Raw genomic sequence first — 15959 nt, 5'->3', positions numbered from 1 at the left:
TATTCCGGTCGCCTTTTCCGCCCAAGACAACGCCTGGCGTGCTGTCGCGGAAGTCGGGGTCCACCAGCATGTAAGGAAGAATATGAGCACTATCAGACTGACCACGGCACAGGCGCTGGTTAAATTTCTGGATAATCAATTCATTGATGTCGATGGCGTTGAAACGAAGTTCGTCAAAGGTATCTTCGCGATCTTCGGCCATGGCAACGTGCTGGGGCTGGGCCAGGCGCTGGAACAGGATAGCGGCGATCTGATGGTTTATCAGGGCCGTAATGAGCAGGGCATGGCCCATGCTGCCACCGGCTTTGCCCGCCAGTCACTGCGCCGTCAGATTATCGCCTGCAGTTCATCCGTGGGGCCTGGTGCGGCGAATATGATCACTGCCGCCGCGACGGCGACGGCTAACCGCATTCCGCTGCTGCTGCTGCCCGGCGACGTCTTCGCTACCCGCCAGCCCGATCCCGTACTGCAACAGATTGAGCAGAGCTACGACCTCAGCATCAGCACCAACGACGCCTTCCGCGCCGTCAGCAAATACTGGGATCGCGTCAGCCGCCCGGAGCAACTGATGTCCGCCTGTATCAATGCCATGCGCGTACTCACCGATCCGGCTGAAACCGGCGCGGTCACGCTCTCTCTTCCGCAGGATGTGCAGGGCGAAGCCTGGGATTATCCGGACTACTTCTTCCAGAAACGTGTGCACCGTCTGGATCGCCGTCTGCCGGTGGCGGCGCAGCTGGCAGATGCCCTGACGCTGATTAATCGTAAGCGCAAGCCGATGATTATCTGCGGCGGCGGTGTGAAATACTCCGAAGCGGGCGAGGCGCTGCGCCAGTTTGCTGAGCGTTATCAGATTCCCTTTGCCGAGACGCAGGCGGGCAAAGGCACGCTGGTTTCTGACCATCCGCTGAACGTCGGCGGCGTGGGTGAAACCGGCTGTCTGGCCGCTAACCTGCTGGCAAAAGAGGCCGATTTAGTGATCGGCATCGGCACCCGCTACACCGATTTCACGACTGCATCGAAATGGATTTTCCAGCATCCCGATGTCAGCTTCCTGAACATCAATGTCAGCAACTTCGACAGCTACAAGCTGGATGGCGTGCAGCTGCTGGCCGATGCCCGCGAAGGGCTGACCGCGCTCACTGCCGCGCTGGCCTCACAGCACTACAGCAACGACTGGGGCAACCAGATTGAGCAGGCGCAGAGTCAGCTGTTGAAAGAGACGCAGCGCGTCTACCAGGTGGAATATCACGATGGCGACTTTGTGCCGGAGATTGCTGACCATCTCGACCGCGAAGCGGTGTTCGCTGAATTTAACCGCCTGACCCAGTCGCTGCTGACGCAAAGCAGCGTACTCGGCACGCTGAACGAGCAACTGCCAAAAGATGCGGTGGTCGTGGCAGCGGCAGGCAGTCTGCCGGGTGACCTGCAGCGCGTCTGGCGCACCAAAGATTACAACGCCTACCACGTTGAATATGGCTACTCCTGCATGGGCTATGAAGTGAATGCCGCGCTGGGTGTGAAGCTGGCGCAACCGCAGCGCGAGGTCTATGCGCTGGTCGGTGATGGCTCCTTTATGATGCTGCACTCAGAGCTGGTCACCTCGATTCAGGAAGGGGCGAAAATTAACGTGGTGCTGCTGGATAACATGACCAACGGCTGCATCAATAACCTGCAGATGGAACACGGCATGGACAGCTTCACCACCGAGTTCCGCTTCCGTAACCCGGAAGGCGGCAAGCTGGACGGCGGTTTTATCCCGGTCGATTTCGCCGCGATTGCTGCCGGTTATGGCTGCAAAACCTATCGTGTCACCACGCTGGAGCAGCTCAAAGCGGCGCTGGAAGATGCCCGCACCCAGACGGTTTCCACCCTTATCGACATCAAAGTGCTGCCTAAAACCATGATCCACAAATATTTCAGCTGGTGGCATGTCGGTGTGGCGCAGGCGTCGAAGACCGAACGCGCTCAGGCGGTGGCGGACAAGCTCAACAGCCATCTGGATCAGGCGCGCAAATATTAATTTCCGGGCCGTGCTGCGGCCCGTTTTCCTCTTCTCCGTACGAACCCTACACAGGTGTAATTATGACTTTGAAACTTGGTGTCATCGGTACAGGTGCAATTGGTCAGGAACATATTCGCCGCTGCAGCCATGTGCTGCAGGGTGCCCAGGTGGTTGCCGTCTCTGACATCAATGTCGAAGGCGCGCGTGCTGCACTGCAGCGCCTGAACATTGAGGCGGAGGTGTTCGAAAATGGCCACGATGTGATTCAGTCACCGAATGTTGATGCGGTGCTGGTCACCTCATGGGATCCAACCCATGAAGAGTTCACCTTAGCGGCGATTGCCGCCGGTAAACCGGTGTTCTGTGAGAAGCCGCTGGCGATGAGCGCCGAGGGCTGCCGCCGGGTGGTGGATGCAGAGATTCAGGCCGGTAAACGCCTGGTGCAGGTCGGCTTTATGCGTCCTTACGATGCGGGCTATCGCGCCCTGAAAAAAGTGATTACCGATGGCGATATCGGTGAGCCGCTGATGCTGCACTGCGCGCACCGCAACCCGACCGTGCCAGAGAACTACACCACGCCGATGGCGATCACCAACACCCTCATCCACGAGCTGGATGTGCTGCGCTGGCTGACAAACGACGACTATAAAACCGTGCAGGTCATCTTCCCGTGCGTGACGTCGAAGTCGCATGGTCAGCTGAAAGATCCGCAGATCGTCCTGTTCGAAACCCACAAAGGGGTGCGTATCGACGTTGAGATTTTTGTTAACTGCGCTTACGGCTATGACATTCAGTGTGAAGTGGTCGGTGAAGAGGGGATTGCTCGTCTGCCGGAGCCTTCATCAGTACAGCTGCGCAAAGATGCGCGTCTGTCGAACACCATTCTGGTGGACTGGAAAGATCGCTTTATCGAAGCGTATGACGTTGAGCTGCAGGCGTTTATCAACGACATCAAAGCGGGCCAGCTAACCGGACCTTCTGCCTGGGATGGCTTTGCCGCCTCCGTGGCCGCCGATGCCTGTATCAAAGCGCAGAACAGTGGTGCGATTGAGCCGGTAGAGATGCCGCCGCGTCCTGCTTTCTATAACTGATTCAGCTGTCTATGCGGCCTGGCCGCTCTCCGCCTGGGAATGAGAAAATGAACAAAGAGAACGTAAAACTGGCTATCGCGCCGATCGGCTGGACCAATGATGACATGCCGGATCTCGGCAGTGAAAATACTTTCCAGCAGACCGTGAGCGAGATGGCGCTGGCTGGCTTTACCGGCAGCGAAGTGGGCAGCAAATACCCGCGCGATCCGGCGATTCTGAAACCGATGCTCGACATTCGCGGCATCCAGATCTGCAACGCCTGGTTCAGCACCTTTTTCGCCAACGGTGACAAAGAGAAAACCATCGAACAGTTCATCGAGCACATGAACTTCCTGCATGCGATGGGCGCACGGGTAATTGGCTGTTCTGAGCAGAGTAAAAGTATTCAGGGCACCGGGCTTGCGGTGTTTGAAGAGAAAGCGATTTTCAGCGATGAAGAGTGGCAGTTAACGGCAGAAGGCTACAACGAACTCGCCCGCATCGCAGCGGATAAAGGGATGCGCGTGACGCTGCATCACCACATGGGCACTGGCATTCAGACCACGGAAGAGATTGACCGGTTTATGGCGATGACTGACGAGCAGGTGGGTTTGCTCTATGACACTGGCCACGTTTACTACTCCGAAGGCTCTCAGCAGAAGATGCTGGCGGTACTGGAAAAATATCTGCCGCGCATCTTCCACGTTCATCTCAAGGATGTGCGTGATGAGGTGGTCGCTGAGGTGCGGGAGAATCATCTCTCATTCCTGGAAGGCGTGAAAAAGGGCACCTTTACCGTGCCTGGCGATGGCGTGATCGACTTCAAACCGGTGTTTAAAATTCTGGATGATTACGGCTACAAAGGCTGGATGGTGGTGGAAGCGGAGCAGGATCCGGCGCTGGCCAATCCTTTTGAATATGCCGTGAAAGCGCGGAAATATATCCGGGAAAATACAGGTTTATAATCTGCTCTGAATAAAGGCTGGCTTCCCCGTGGGAAGCCAGCCTTTTGTTTTACTTCAGCGTAATGCTTTTCACAATGTTGTCTGCATCGCTCTGCGCCTGCTGCTGATTATCGCCTGGCAGCGTAATCTGCAGTGTCACCAGCTTGCCATCGACTTTAGCCAGCACCACGGAAGACCATGAGGTCTGATTGTTGGCAGAAATCACCGTATCCAGCTGCTGTGCGGGCTGATCTTTCAGCGTCACAGATTTGTTCGACACCACCTGCAGCTGCGGGTCGCGGTTACGCTGCTGCTGTTCCATGCGCTTCGACAGCACATCCAGCCCATCACTGGTCGGGTCGCCGGCAATCACAATAATGGCGCGGGCACCGGTTTCATCTGCGTAAACGTGCATGTTCGTAGTCTGCGAACCCAGTTTACCGCTTTTATCTGACATGCCTGGTGGCAGTGAGAAGCTCAGTTTGCCATCCATCAGCGTGACAGTCTGTGCCGACTGACTGGCGCTGACGCCGTTGTCATTCGCCGCTTCATCTTTCTTCTGGTCACAGGCGGCTAAGCCCAATACCAGTAAACCCATTCCTACATATTTCACCAGATTGCGCATCAGAATCCCTTTTTAAGTTTCCAGTCAGGCAGTAATACAACAGGAATCAGGCTGCAAACGCAACCTGATGATTGTCAGAAGATCTTAGCGGGTAATGGCGGAAATGGTATGGGCTCTTAGCGCCTGGCCAATCAGACTATTTTTTTGTCATTCTGAACCTGGGCAGTGCTCACACAGGCTGCTTTAGCAACCTGAACGCCCGTCAGGGCGGCCCTGAAGGGGCGAGCGCAGCGAGTAATCCTCACGAACTACGTGTACTACGGATTGTTCCGCGCTGTCCGTGTCCAGACTGCCTGCAACAATAACGTCTGATAAACCCGGCTCAGCCGAAATTGACCTGGCGGGCGGTCTGGCGTTCCGCCAGACGCTTCAGCGCGGCGTTGAGGAGTACGCCGTAGGCGGGCAGGAAGAAGACCATGCAGATAAGCACTTTGAAGCTGTAATCCACCAGTGCAATCTCAACCCAGTGCTGCGCCATAAAGGCATCAGGACTTTTGTAGAAGGCGATGAAGAAGAAGGCCAGCGTATCGCTGATATTTCCCAGGAACATGGCACAGCCTGGTGCTATCCACCACTGCGGCAGACGACGCAGACGGTTGAATACATGAACGTCGAGGATCTGACCCAGCGCGTAAGCCATGAAGCTGGCGCAGGCGATACGGGCAACAAAGAGATTCATGACTTCCAGTGCCTGCCAGCCCTGCCATTCACCCTGATAAAACAGTGCCGAAACGCCGTAAGAGATAAACAGCGCCGGGATCATCACAGCCAGAATAATGCGTCGGGCCAGCGGTGCGCCAAAAATACGCACGGTGAGATCGGTCGCCAGGAAGATAAAGGGAAAGCTGAATGCACCCCAGGTGGTGTGGAAGCCAAAGACAGAAATTGGCAGCTGTACCAGATAGTTACTTGATGTGATCACCAGCAGGTGAAACAGCGACAACCAGAAAAGCGCATGCATGCGCTGACGTGAAGAAAATGCGAGCATATTCAACCTTTTTAATGTTGGGGTGAGGGAACCCATTGCGGGACGCCGTTCGGGCAGCGCCTGGCAGTTTTATGAGCAAAAAGCGGCGGCATCTTACCGCGTTGTGCTTTTTATGCAATGGTTAATTTTAACGCAATCGTTATCGCCTTGCTTCACCGCCAGCACGCGCTAGAATAGGCGCCCTTTTGCTGAACTGAGTTGATTATGAGCGATGCTTTTTCCTCTGCCGATCATCAGCTGGATGCCCGTGGCCTGCGTTGCCCGGAGCCGGTGATGATGGTGCGCAAAACCGTACGCGGCCTGCAGGATGGCGAGACGTTGCTGATTATCGCCGACGATCCGGCGACGACGCGCGACATTCCCGGCTTCTGCCGCTTTATGGAACATGGCCTGCTGGCGCAGCAGACCGACACGCTGCCTTATCAGTTTCTGATTCGTAAAGGCATGGCGGGTTAACGACAGCCGTTCGGGCCGTCGTTAACTTTACTCATCGATCAGAAGCCTCACACTCAGGCGCGACGACGCAGTAACCGCAAGGCGTTGGCAGTGACCAGCGCGGTCGCACCGGAATCTGCCAGCACCGCCAGCCACAGTCCGGTCAGGCCCATCAGGGTAGTGACCAGGAAAATCGCCTTCAGACCCAGCGCAATACCGATATTCTGGCGGATGATGCGCCGTGTCCGGCGTGCCAGCGCAATCATCGGGGCCAGATTGCTGAGCTGATTTCGCGTCAGGGCCGCATCGGCCGCTTCCAGCGCGACATCAGTGCCGCTACCCATGGCAATGCCCAGCGTCGCCGCTTTCATCGCCGGGGCGTCGTTAATACCATCTCCGACCATCGCCAGCGGCTGCTGCTGACTCAGTTCACGGATGGCCGCCACCTTATCGGCGGGCAGCAGGCTGGCGCGATAATCGATATCGAGCTGACGGGCAATGGTTGCTGCGGCGCGAGGATTGTCACCCGTCAGCATCAGGCTCTCAATGCCCAGCTTTTTCAGCGCCTTTAACGCCTCCACGGCGTCGTCGCGCAGCTGATCGCGCAGGGCCAGCGCACCCAGCGCGTCGCCATCGCGCATCAGCACTACCAGCGTTTCACCTTCGGCTTCCTGTTGCGCTATCTGCGCATTTTGCTGCGGCGTCAGACCGGGAGCATGGCCTGGCGTCAGCAGCTGAATCTGCTGGCCTGAGACCTGCGCACGGATACCGCGTCCGGCCTGCACCTGCTGATCCAGCGCGTCAGGAATCACCAGCTCACGCGCCTGCGCGGCCGCCACGATAGCGCTGGCCAGTGGATGGGTCGCACCCTGTTCCGCAGCGGCACTCAGCGCCAGCATCTCTGATTCGCTGGCCTCGCCAAATCGCAGGATCTGCGTCAGTTGTGGCTTGCCCAGCGTCAGCGTGCCGGTTTTATCAAACGCCATTCTGCGCAGCGAACTCAGCCGCTCCAGCGCCGCACCGCCTTTAATCAGCGCGCCCTGTCGCGCCGCCGCCGCCAGCCCGGAGGTAATCGCGGCGGGCGTGGAGATCACCAGCGCACAGGGGCAGCCAATCAGCAGCAGCGTCAGACCTTTGTAGATCCACGGCTGCCAGTCGCCTGCGAAAAGCAGGGGCGGCACCACCATCACCAGCAGCGACAGCAGCATCACCAGTGGCGTATAGATGCGACTGAACTGATCGATAAAGCGTTCTACCGGCGCACGGTGCGTTTCCGCCTCCTCAATCAGCTGCAGGATACGGTCAATCGCGCTTTCACCCGGCTTCGACACCACTTCCAGCATTACCTGCCGATCCACGCTGGTGGCGCCGGCGAGAATCTTTTCGCCGCTGGCCCGCGTGACCGGTAATGATTCTCCGGTCAGCGCGCTCTCATCGAAACTGGCAAGCGGGCTGATTAAACGGCCGTCGACCGGCAGGCGGCTGCCCGCCGCCACTTCAATCACATTGCCGGGTTGCAGCGCTGCCAGCGGTACTTCACGACGTTTGCCCTGTTCAAGGCGAATAGCCGACTCAGGCCGCAACGCCATCAGGCTGGTGACGCCGCTGCGCGCCCTGGAAGCGGCATAGCTTTCCAGCTGTTCGCCCAGTTGAAACAGCACCAGCACCATCGCGGCTTCAGCGTGCGCGCCGATAATCAGCGCACCGGCTGACGCCAGTGTCATTAATGTCTCAATGGTAAAAGGCGATCCGCTGCGAATGCGCTGCCATGCACCGCGCGCGACCGGGATCAGGCCGACCAGCGTGGTCAGCACAAACAGCCGATCGCCCCAGGCGGGCGCGAACTGGCTGACGACGCTGCTGACGAGTACCAGCAATGCCAGCAAAATCAGCATCCGGTTCTGTTGCCAGCCCGGAGTGGCTGCCGTGGCGGGTGACGAGGCTGATGGAATGGCGAGCTGAAAACCGGCTTTTTTCACCGCCTGTTCAACGGCGTTTTGCACATCCTGATCGGCGTTGACGACCAGCTTTTCGCTGCTGAACAGCACGCGGGCGTCGGTCACGCCTTTTACCTGACGGACGGCGGTTTCAATGGTGCGGGCGCAGCTCGGGCAATCCATCCCGCTGACCTGCCAGCTAAAGGGCGAGGAGCCTCGCCGGTCACTTTCCTCAGCGGCGTCGGCGTCATTGCCAGGGCTGCTGTTACTGTCACAGCAACAGCCCGCTGTATCCGCCGTTACGGGTGTAGCAGCATGAATAGAAAGGGAGAGGGGACGGGCCTGACGAACCTGGCACAGCGGTTTCGCTGCGGCGTGGCTGGCACGCGGTTTGCCGCAGCCACAGGCGTGATGTTGATGCATATGACCTCCAGAGTGTAAAAAAAAGCGGGATGAGCAACCCGGCTCATCCCGCTATCCTACACTCTGGAGTGAACTCCAGAGTCAAGGCTATTTTCTCAGACGACCCACAATGAGCGCACGATCATAAAATGACCGGCAAAGTAGCAGGCGGCGACGATCGCGCTGTCAGCGGTGAAGCGACGGCGATAGTGCGAGATAAACCAGACGGCGTTTGCCAGCAGCAGCAGGCCGGCACCGACCATGATAGAGAAGCTGTAATCAGTTGGACGGAAGAAGTACTGCTCGGTCGCTATCCAGGTCATCACCAGCGTCATGCCGATAAACGTACAGACAGGCCAGCGAAGATCTTCCAGTCGGCTCCAGATGATGCCAGTCAGGGCGGCACCGATAATGAGCAACGTTAGCGGAATCGGCCAGAAGAAGGTCATGGTCATGCTGGCGGCGAAGCAGAGCGTATAAAGCAGGTGCGACAGGAAGAAAGCCCCGACGGCATAGAGCATCTGCTGACGCGGCAGCAGCGTTAACGCATCACCGACCAGTGTCGCGACCAGACCGGCCAGAATCAGGTAGTCCGTGGTCTGCAGCACGGGCGCCTGCCAGGCCAGCCCGACAAGCAGCAGCAGTGTGACCGGTTTAAACAGCCAGCGTTGCCACTGAGGGCCGCGATAGGTGGCGTCGACATAGAGCCAGCCGGAGAAAAGTACAGCGAGGAAAGACCAGAGCATTGTTTCTCCCTTTTTTACTCAAAGTGGTGAAAGATCCCAAAATATCCCTTCCAGTTTAGGTTAAGCCCCTGAGATGTGACAATCGGTCAACTCTGGTTGTATGCTTTACCGCCTGATTAATTTTCCCCGCAGGCACAAGAGCACTATGAGCAAACCGCCGCTAATCTTTATCATTGTCCTGGCGATAATCGCCGTGCTGGCGACCCGTCAGTTCATTAAGCAACGCCGTGAAGTGGCGGTCAATGATGCCTCACCGGTGCGTTCTCTGCAGGTCGAGGTCAAAACTAAACGTGAATTTCCTTCTCCCAATCGCCGTTCACGGCAGCGTGAGGTGGTCGCCGGAGAAGAGATGCGGTATGAGGTGCTGTTTCATCCACTGAACGGGGCCAGCGACATCAAAGTGCAGTTGAAAGAGGCGGAATATCATCAGCTGGATAAAGGCGCGAGAGGCGAGTTGAAGATGCAGGGCACGCGCTTTATCAGCTTCACGGCCCTGCAGTAACCGGCGGGCATGGCGCCCGCACGGCACTATTTCTTGCGTGGAAAGTTTTTCTTCTGCCAGGCGACCAGTTCGAACACCCCGAACAGAAACACTTTGGCCTGGGTGACGCGGTCAATTGGCGGCGCATCTTTGGTTTGCGTGGTGCGCAGTAAAACCAGCTGCAGGCCATGCATCAGGATCATGAAAATCAGCGCAACGTTGATAAAATACGTCAGCGGTTTCGGGTAGGGATGAACCAGATTAGCCAGTAAAAATCCCCACACGCATAGCATCAACAGACGCCCCAAATTAAGTAACATCCTGCGTCTCCTGTTGACGTTGATACAAACGATAAGCCACTTGTCCGGCTATTTTCTCGCGATAAAGATCCCACTCGGGCGGCACCGGCGGTGCGCCATTTTCCACTTCACTTTCGACGTAAATCAGTGCCTGGTCGGCCAGCCAGTGATTCTGTTCCAGCAACTGCAACGTCTGCTCCAGCAATCCCTGACGAAACGGCGGATCAATAAACACCACATCGAACGGGGTACCCGGCTGTGCCAGCCAGTTTAACGCATTGGTCTGAATCACAGTGCCATTGCTCGCGCGCAGCGTCTGCAGATTTTTTGTCAGCTGTTGTGCCACAGGCCGTTCCAGCTCCAGTAGCGTAGCCGAACCCGCGTAACGCGATAGCGCCTCCAGCCCTAATGCGCCGCTACCGGCAAAGCAGTCGAGGCAGCGCGCCTCTGGCAGCACCGGGGCCAGCCAGTTAAACAGTGTCTCACGCACCCGATCGGTGGTCGGGCGGAGTCCGGCACTGTCCGGCACCGGCAATTTACGTCCGCGCCACTGGCCGCCAATGATGCGAATCTGCCCGGCACCGCCTGTACTGCGGGGGTTTTTATTCATCTTGCTCACAACTCGTCATAATTTGTTGCGTAGTTTAACGGGCGAATCGGTGAGAAGAAACGTTAAAAAAGGGTGCTGTGGTGAGCTGGCTGGAAAGTGTTAGACTACTGAGTTGCTGAAGTCATGCATTATTCTGCGGTTTACGCCGGTCTGGCGCTGACCGACTTTCATTGATTTACCCCTGGAAACCACGCGCGACCGGGACAAAGCCATCGAGGAGTGTCGTCACACAATGGCAAAAGAGAAAAAACGTGGCTTTTTTTCCTGGCTGGGATTTGGCAAAGAGGAAGAGAAACAACCTGTAGCGGAGGAGCAGACACACGAGGTCGCAGAACCCGTACAGCAGACTGAACAGGAAGCGCCGGCATTAAGCCAGGCTGAAGCGCAAGCGGAAGAGACTGTCGCTATCACCGAAACGGTGGCCGAACAGCAGCGTGAGGCAGACGTCACCGCGGCAGCGCCGCACGAATCAGCACCGGCGGTGCTCGATGAGGCTGAGCCAATTGAGGCCGATCCTGAAGCATTACTGGACGTCTCCGCACCTGAACATGACGCGACGCCGGTTATTGATGCCGACGACGTGGTCACGCCGATCGCGGACGAGGCATCAGCAGACGCGCCGTTAAGCGAAGAAGAGCTGACCGCGCTGGCGCTGGGCGATGCTTCTATCGTTGAAATTCCGGACAGTGAAGCAGACGCGCCATTAAGCGACGAAGAGCTGACTGCGCTGGCACTGGGCGACGCCCCGATCGTTGAAACGCCACACAGTGAAGCAGACGCGCCATTAAACGACGAAGGGCTGGCCGCGCTGGCACGGGATGACGCACCCACCGCTGAAATCTCTCACAGTGAAGCGGAATCACCGCTGACCGCGCTGGCACTGGGCGAAGCCGACGTCACTGACGCGGAACCGGCAGACACATTATCCGACACCGTCAGCGATCTTCCGCTGGCCGCCGCGCCACTCATCGTGCAGGAGCAGGAACGTCCCAGCAAAGAGGGCTTCTTTGCCCGCCTGAAGCGCAGCCTGGTCAAAACCCGTCAGAACCTCGGTTCCGGTTTTATCAGTCTGTTCCGTGGCAAAAAGATTGATGATGACCTGTTTGATGAGCTGGAAGAGCAGCTGCTGATTGCGGATGTCGGTGTGGATACCACGCGCCGCATCATTACCCATCTTACTCAGCAGGCAAACCGCAAGCAGCTACGTGACGCCGAAGCGCTCTACGGCCTGCTGAAAGCGGAAATGGCCTCGATTCTGGCAAAAGTGGATGCGCCACTGGAAGTCTCAGGCAAAACGCCGTTTGTCATCCTGATGGTTGGCGTCAATGGTGTGGGTAAAACCACGACCATCGGTAAGCTGGCGCGCCAGTATCAGGCCGAAGGCAAAACGGTGATGTTAGCGGCTGGTGATACCTTCCGTGCAGCGGCGGTTGAGCAGCTGCAGGTGTGGGGCCAGCGTAATAACATTCCTGTGATTGCTCAGCACACGGGTGCAGATTCGGCGTCGGTGATCTTCGATGCCATTCAGGCAGCGAAATCGCGCGGCGTTGACGTGCTGATTGCTGATACGGCCGGTCGTCTGCAGAACAAATCGCACCTGATGGAAGAGCTGAAGAAAATCACCCGCGTGATGAAAAAACTGGATGATTCAGCGCCACACGAAGTAATGCTGACGCTGGATGCCAGCACCGGACAGAATGCGGTCAGCCAGGCCCGACTGTTTAACGAAGCGGTTGGCGTGACCGGTATCGCGCTCACCAAGCTGGATGGCACCGCTAAAGGCGGCGTCATCTTCTCGGTGGCCGATCAGTTCGGTATTCCGATTCGCTACATCGGCGTCGGTGAAGGCATTGAAGATTTACGGCCGTTTAAGGCGGAAGATTTTATTGAGGCATTGTTTGCCCGAGAGGACTAATTAGGATGATTCGCTTTGAAGAGGTCAGTAAGGCATATCTCGGCGGACGTCAGGCGCTACAGGGAGTAGATTTCCGTCTGCGTCCTGGCGAAATGGCGTTTCTGACCGGCCACTCCGGTGCCGGTAAAAGTACCTTGCTGAAGCTGATTTGTGGCATTGAGCGCCCGAGTGCCGGAAAAATCTGGTTCAGCGGCCATGACATTTCCCGCCTGCGCAACAGTGAGGTGCCTTTCCTGCGTCGTCAGATTGGCATGATCTTCCAGGATCACCACCTGCTGATGGATCGCTCTGTTTACGACAATGTGGCCATCCCACTGATTATTTCCGGTGCCAGCGGCGAAGATATCCGTCGTCGCGTCTCGGCGGCGCTGGATAAAGTCGGCCTGCTCGACAAAGCGAAAAGTTATCCGATTCAGCTTTCGGGTGGTGAACAGCAGCGTGTGGGCATCGCCCGGGCGGTGGTGAACAAGCCAGCCGTGCTGCTGGCAGATGAACCGACCGGTAACCTTGATGACGCGCTGTCAGAAGACATTCTGCGCCTGTTCGAAGAGTTTAACCGCGTTGGCGTCACCGTTCTGATGGCAACGCATGACAGCGGCCTGATCGCCCGGCGTAATTACCGGATGATGACGCTGAATCAGGGACGTCTGCACGGAGGCCACGATGGTCAATAAACGCATTAAACGTCCGGCTGCACCGAAAGCGAAGCAGCCATCGAAGAGTAAAGCGCTGAAGGGCGGCTGGCAGGAGCAGTGGCGCTATGCACTGCGTGGTACGCTCTCAGACATGTGGCGTCAGCCGCTGGCCACGCTGCTGACGGTGATGGTTATTGCCATCTCCCTGACGCTGCCCAGCGTCTGCTACATGGTGTGGAAAAACGTTAGCCAGGCGGCCACGCAATGGTATCCGGCGCCGCAGTTAACCGTTTATCTCTCCAAAACGCTTGATGACACGGCAGCAGAAAACGTCGTGGCGCAGCTCAAGCAGGTCGAAGGCGTGGATAACGTTAACTACCTGACACGGGAAGAGGCGCTGAATGAGTTCCGCAACTGGTCAGGCTTTGGCGGCGCAATGGATATGCTGGAGCAGAATCCGCTGCCTGCGGTAGCCATCATTACGCCGAAACTCAATTTCCAGAACTCTGACACCATGCAGAGCCTGCGCGATCGGGTCACCAAAGTGCAGGGCGTGGATGAAGTGCGGATGGATGACAGCTGGTTTGCGCGGCTGGCCGCACTGACCGGACTGGTGGGGCAAATCGCGTCGATGATTGGTGTGCTGATGATCGTGGCGGTGTTCCTGGTGATCGGTAACAGTGTTCGTCTAAGTATCTTTGCCCGACGCGACACGATTAACGTGCAGAAGCTGATTGGTGCGACTGACGGCTTTATCCTGCGTCCTTTCCTCTACGGCGGGGCGCTGCTGGGGTTCAGCGGCGCGGTGCTGTCGCTGCTGCTGTCGGAAGTGCTGGTGCTGCGTCTCCAGTCTGTCGTCGCCAGTGTGGCGACCGTATTTGGTACCACTTTCTCGCTGGAAGGCTTCTCCTGGGATGAGGCGCTGCTGCTGTTACTGATTGCAGCAATCATCGGCTGGGTGGCTGCGTGGCTGGCAACGGTACAACATTTACGTCGATTTACGCCGCAGTAAACGCCTGCAACATTTTTTTGTTATAATGGTCCTCTGCTACCGATGGTGGGTGCAGAGGATTTCTCCCTCTTCCCTTCCTGTCATCTGTGTGTAAAATATTCACCGCTATAATTGAACTTGTGGATAACTTTAGCACTCTAAGTAGCACAGATTGCTTTCGGATTTCGCGCGACGTTGACGTAATGTATCGTCTGCGCAGGGAAATGTGCGGCAATTCCACTAAATTTGTGAGGGTTTGAATGACCAAAGAAATGCAAACTTTAGCTATTGCTCCTCTTGGCAACCTGGAGTCTTACGTCCGGGCTGCGAATACCTGGCCGATGCTCTCGGCTGAAGAGGAAAAAGCGTTGGCTGAACGGCTGCATTACCAGGGCGATCTGGAAGCAGCAAAGACGCTGATCCTGTCTCACCTACGCTTTGTAGTTCATATCGCTCGTAATTACTCCGGCTACGGTCTGCCACAGGCTGACCTGGTCCAGGAAGGCAACATCGGTCTGATGAAAGCGGTGCGTCGCTTCAATCCTGAAGTGGGCGTGCGTCTGGTTTCATTTGCCGTGCACTGGATTAAAGCGGAGATTCACGAATACGTGCTGCGTAACTGGCGTATCGTGAAAGTCGCGACCACCAAAGCACAGCGTAAGCTGTTCTTTAACCTGCGTAAAACCAAGCAGCGTCTGGGCTGGTTCAATCAGGACGAAGTCGAGATGGTTGCGCGTGAGCTGGGCGTAAGCAGCAAAGATGTGCGTGAAATGGAATCGCGTATGGCCGCGCAGGACATGACCTTTGATATGTCTGCCGACGATGAGAGCAGCGAAGGCCGTTCGATGGCGCCGGTGCTTTATCTCCAGGATAAAACCTCTGACTTTGCTGACGGCATTGAAGAGGATAACTGGGACGCGCATGCCGCTGACAAGCTGAGCTATGCGATGGAAGGTCTGGATGAGCGCAGTCAGCACATCATTCGCGCCCGCTGGCTGGATGAAGACAACAAAACCACGCTACAGGAGCTGGCCGATCAATACGGCGTATCAGCGGAACGTGTCCGGCAGCTGGAAAAGAACGCCATGAAGAAACTGCGTATGGCGATCGAAGCGTAACGCACTTCGACACCTCAAGGGGCGACAGATGATGTCGCCCTTTTTGTTTTCTGCGTCAGGCTACTCTACCGCCAGTATCCACCCATCACTCTGCGCCCTGAAACCACACGCCTGCATAAATGCCGCCCGCACCTGCTGATCGTCACTGCCATCATCGGCAATCCACCAGTCTGATATCGACCCGTTCTGCCTGATCGTCTCCTCAAGCAAATATTGTCCCACACCGCGTCGCCGGGTGACATCGCGCACCGTCAGCCGGTGGACCTTGCCATGCATCCCTGAGATTTCCAGCTGCAGACCCGCCAGCAGCCGATCGTTAAAGCGTGCGGCATAAAGACGATGACGCTCATCCAGGTGCTGCTCCAGTTTTTCAATCTCCAGATCCGGCCAGACTTTGCCCAGATCGATGCGGTCCTGCGCGGTCAGCGTGGTTAAACGCTGAATAGTGAGCTTCATAACAAAAACCTCTGTAATAGGGGAAAGTGCAGCGAAAGTATACAACCAGAGTGCCACCACATTTTCATCAATAAAACAGGTCAAAAGATGGCCTGGATGCCAGGATGATAGTTGTAAACAGGGAAATCAGACGATCAATCCAGCACAACGCGCTGGCAAAATGGTGAAAAACCGGCCATTGCCTCCAGTGTATTATGCTGTTTCACTCAGTCAATTCTGAATATGTCAGTTGATTTAAAGAAGAAAATTCCTGTTTAATAACCTGAAAAATAAAGCCTTATTATCAAAAAATACCGGAAAAG

Annotated in this window: 16 protein-coding genes; 9 read left to right on the top strand and 7 right to left on the bottom strand. The window is 56.6% G+C overall.

The features are described from left to right. Positions 1–82: 82 nt before the first annotated feature. From iolD to iolE, 3 genes are all read left to right on the top strand, one after another. The gene (iolD, locus tag H7K52_RS17120; RefSeq protein WP_008926298.1) at positions 83–2023 is read left to right on the top strand and encodes a 3D-(3,5/4)-trihydroxycyclohexane-1,2-dione acylhydrolase (decyclizing); all 1941 of its coding nucleotides are present in this window, start codon (positions 83–85) and stop codon (positions 2021–2023) included. A gap of 62 nt (positions 2024–2085) precedes the next feature. Beyond that, positions 2086–3096 carry a bifunctional inositol 2-dehydrogenase/D-chiro-inositol 1-dehydrogenase gene (gene iolG / locus H7K52_RS17115; protein ID WP_140034150.1) on the top strand — a complete coding sequence of 337 codons (1011 nt, stop codon included), beginning with the start codon at positions 2086–2088 and terminating at the stop codon, positions 3094–3096. Positions 3097–3143: 47 nt separating this feature from the next. Further along, a complete protein-coding gene (iolE, locus tag H7K52_RS17110; protein WP_003852179.1) occupies positions 3144–4040 on the top strand; it encodes a myo-inosose-2 dehydratase in 897 nt (298 codons plus the stop codon). A gap of 49 nt (positions 4041–4089) precedes the next feature. On the opposite strand, the gene H7K52_RS17105 is transcribed toward iolE, so the two are convergent. Continuing rightward, entirely contained in the window at positions 4090–4644 is a 555-nt protein-coding gene (locus H7K52_RS17105; protein ID WP_003852180.1) for a DcrB family lipoprotein, read from the bottom strand. 322 nt (positions 4645–4966) lie between these two features. Beyond that, on the bottom strand, positions 4967–5632 hold the full coding sequence (locus H7K52_RS17100) for a 7-cyano-7-deazaguanine/7-aminomethyl-7-deazaguanine transporter (protein ID WP_003852182.1): 666 nt from the start codon (positions 5630–5632) through the stop codon (positions 4967–4969). Positions 5633–5836: 204 nt separating this feature from the next. Between H7K52_RS17100 and tusA the strand changes: the two genes are divergently transcribed. Beyond that, complete coding sequence (gene tusA, locus H7K52_RS17095; RefSeq protein ID WP_003852184.1) at positions 5837–6088, top strand: sulfurtransferase TusA; 252 nt, start codon at positions 5837–5839, stop codon at positions 6086–6088. A 53-nt stretch (positions 6089–6141) separates the two neighbouring features. Here the strand turns inward: tusA and H7K52_RS17090 are convergent, their stop codons facing one another. Together H7K52_RS17090 and H7K52_RS17085 are read right to left on the bottom strand one after the other, a co-directional pair. After that, entirely contained in the window at positions 6142–8427 is a 2286-nt protein-coding gene (locus tag H7K52_RS17090; RefSeq protein WP_182630251.1) for a zinc/cadmium/mercury/lead-transporting ATPase, read from the bottom strand. Positions 8428–8522: 95 nt separating this feature from the next. Continuing rightward, positions 8523–9152, bottom strand: a complete 630-nt coding sequence (locus tag H7K52_RS17085; protein WP_003852187.1) for a lysoplasmalogenase — start codon at positions 9150–9152, stop codon at positions 8523–8525. 145 nt (positions 9153–9297) lie between these two features. Here H7K52_RS17085 and H7K52_RS17080 point away from each other — a divergent pair, with 145 nt between their 5' ends. Beyond that, positions 9298–9654 carry a DUF2500 domain-containing protein gene (locus H7K52_RS17080; protein WP_182630250.1) on the top strand — a complete coding sequence of 119 codons (357 nt, stop codon included), beginning with the start codon at positions 9298–9300 and terminating at the stop codon, positions 9652–9654. Positions 9655–9680: 26 nt separating this feature from the next. On the opposite strand, the gene H7K52_RS17075 is transcribed toward H7K52_RS17080, so the two are convergent. After that, positions 9681–9953, bottom strand: coding sequence for a DUF1145 family protein (locus tag H7K52_RS17075; protein ID WP_003852192.1), 273 nt, complete (start codon positions 9951–9953; stop codon positions 9681–9683). Beyond that, the gene (rsmD, locus tag H7K52_RS17070; RefSeq protein WP_003852194.1) at positions 9943–10542 is read right to left on the bottom strand and encodes a 16S rRNA (guanine(966)-N(2))-methyltransferase; all 600 of its coding nucleotides are present in this window, start codon (positions 10540–10542) and stop codon (positions 9943–9945) included. Before rsmD ends, H7K52_RS17075 begins: the two co-directional genes overlap by 11 nt. A gap of 232 nt (positions 10543–10774) precedes the next feature. On the opposite strand from rsmD, the gene ftsY reads away from it, so the two are divergent. The 4 genes from ftsY (at position 10775) to rpoH (ending at position 15201) form a co-directional block, all read left to right on the top strand. After that, the gene (gene ftsY / locus H7K52_RS17065; protein ID WP_182630249.1) at positions 10775–12457 is read left to right on the top strand and encodes a signal recognition particle-docking protein FtsY; all 1683 of its coding nucleotides are present in this window, start codon (positions 10775–10777) and stop codon (positions 12455–12457) included. A 5-nt stretch (positions 12458–12462) separates the two neighbouring features. After that, positions 12463–13131, top strand: coding sequence for a cell division ATP-binding protein FtsE (gene ftsE / locus H7K52_RS17060; RefSeq protein ID WP_003852197.1), 669 nt, complete (start codon positions 12463–12465; stop codon positions 13129–13131). After that, positions 13121–14104 carry a permease-like cell division protein FtsX gene (ftsX, locus tag H7K52_RS17055; RefSeq protein ID WP_003852199.1) on the top strand — a complete coding sequence of 328 codons (984 nt, stop codon included), beginning with the start codon at positions 13121–13123 and terminating at the stop codon, positions 14102–14104. Before ftsE ends, ftsX begins: the two co-directional genes overlap by 11 nt. A 239-nt stretch (positions 14105–14343) precedes the next feature. Continuing rightward, entirely contained in the window at positions 14344–15201 is an 858-nt protein-coding gene (rpoH, locus tag H7K52_RS17050; RefSeq protein ID WP_003852201.1) for an RNA polymerase sigma factor RpoH, read from the top strand. A gap of 60 nt (positions 15202–15261) precedes the next feature. Here rpoH and panM read toward each other — a convergent pair whose 3' ends face one another. Further along, complete coding sequence (gene panM / locus H7K52_RS17045; RefSeq protein WP_008926293.1) at positions 15262–15657, bottom strand: aspartate 1-decarboxylase autocleavage activator PanM; 396 nt, start codon at positions 15655–15657, stop codon at positions 15262–15264. Between the last annotated feature and the right edge of the window lie 302 nt (positions 15658–15959).

The organism is Pantoea hericii (genome assembly GCF_014155795.1).
Classification (GTDB): Bacteria; Pseudomonadota; Gammaproteobacteria; order Enterobacterales; family Enterobacteriaceae; genus Pantoea; species Pantoea eucalypti.
The sequence above is the reverse complement of the archived record's forward strand: the minus strand, read 5'-3'. Positions and strand labels throughout refer to the sequence as shown.

Excerpts from the sequence above, each read along its gene's own strand:
- iolE (WP_003852179.1), top strand. The coding sequence starts at position 3,144 with ATGAACAAAGAGAACGTAAAACTGGCTATCGCGCCGATCGGCTGGACC.
- H7K52_RS17105 (WP_003852180.1), bottom strand. The coding sequence starts at position 4,644 with ATGCGCAATCTGGTGAAATATGTAGGAATGGGTTTACTGGTATTGGGC.
- ftsY (WP_182630249.1), top strand. The coding sequence starts at position 10,775 with ATGGCAAAAGAGAAAAAACGTGGCTTTTTTTCCTGGCTGGGATTTGGC.
- ftsE (WP_003852197.1), top strand. The coding sequence starts at position 12,463 with ATGATTCGCTTTGAAGAGGTCAGTAAGGCATATCTCGGCGGACGTCAG.
- H7K52_RS17090 (WP_182630251.1), bottom strand. The coding sequence starts at position 8,427 with ATGCATCAACATCACGCCTGTGGCTGCGGCAAACCGCGTGCCAGCCAC.
- H7K52_RS17080 (WP_182630250.1), top strand. The coding sequence starts at position 9,298 with ATGAGCAAACCGCCGCTAATCTTTATCATTGTCCTGGCGATAATCGCC.
- H7K52_RS17100 (WP_003852182.1), bottom strand. The coding sequence starts at position 5,632 with ATGCTCGCATTTTCTTCACGTCAGCGCATGCATGCGCTTTTCTGGTTG.
- H7K52_RS17075 (WP_003852192.1), bottom strand. The coding sequence starts at position 9,953 with ATGTTACTTAATTTGGGGCGTCTGTTGATGCTATGCGTGTGGGGATTT.
- iolG (WP_140034150.1), top strand. The coding sequence starts at position 2,086 with ATGACTTTGAAACTTGGTGTCATCGGTACAGGTGCAATTGGTCAGGAA.
- rpoH (WP_003852201.1), top strand. The coding sequence starts at position 14,344 with ATGACCAAAGAAATGCAAACTTTAGCTATTGCTCCTCTTGGCAACCTG.
- rsmD (WP_003852194.1), bottom strand. The coding sequence starts at position 10,542 with ATGAATAAAAACCCCCGCAGTACAGGCGGTGCCGGGCAGATTCGCATC.
- ftsX (WP_003852199.1), top strand. The coding sequence starts at position 13,121 with ATGGTCAATAAACGCATTAAACGTCCGGCTGCACCGAAAGCGAAGCAG.
- iolD (WP_008926298.1), top strand. The coding sequence starts at position 83 with ATGAGCACTATCAGACTGACCACGGCACAGGCGCTGGTTAAATTTCTG.
- tusA (WP_003852184.1), top strand. The coding sequence starts at position 5,837 with ATGAGCGATGCTTTTTCCTCTGCCGATCATCAGCTGGATGCCCGTGGC.
- H7K52_RS17085 (WP_003852187.1), bottom strand. The coding sequence starts at position 9,152 with ATGCTCTGGTCTTTCCTCGCTGTACTTTTCTCCGGCTGGCTCTATGTC.
- panM (WP_008926293.1), bottom strand. The coding sequence starts at position 15,657 with ATGAAGCTCACTATTCAGCGTTTAACCACGCTGACCGCGCAGGACCGC.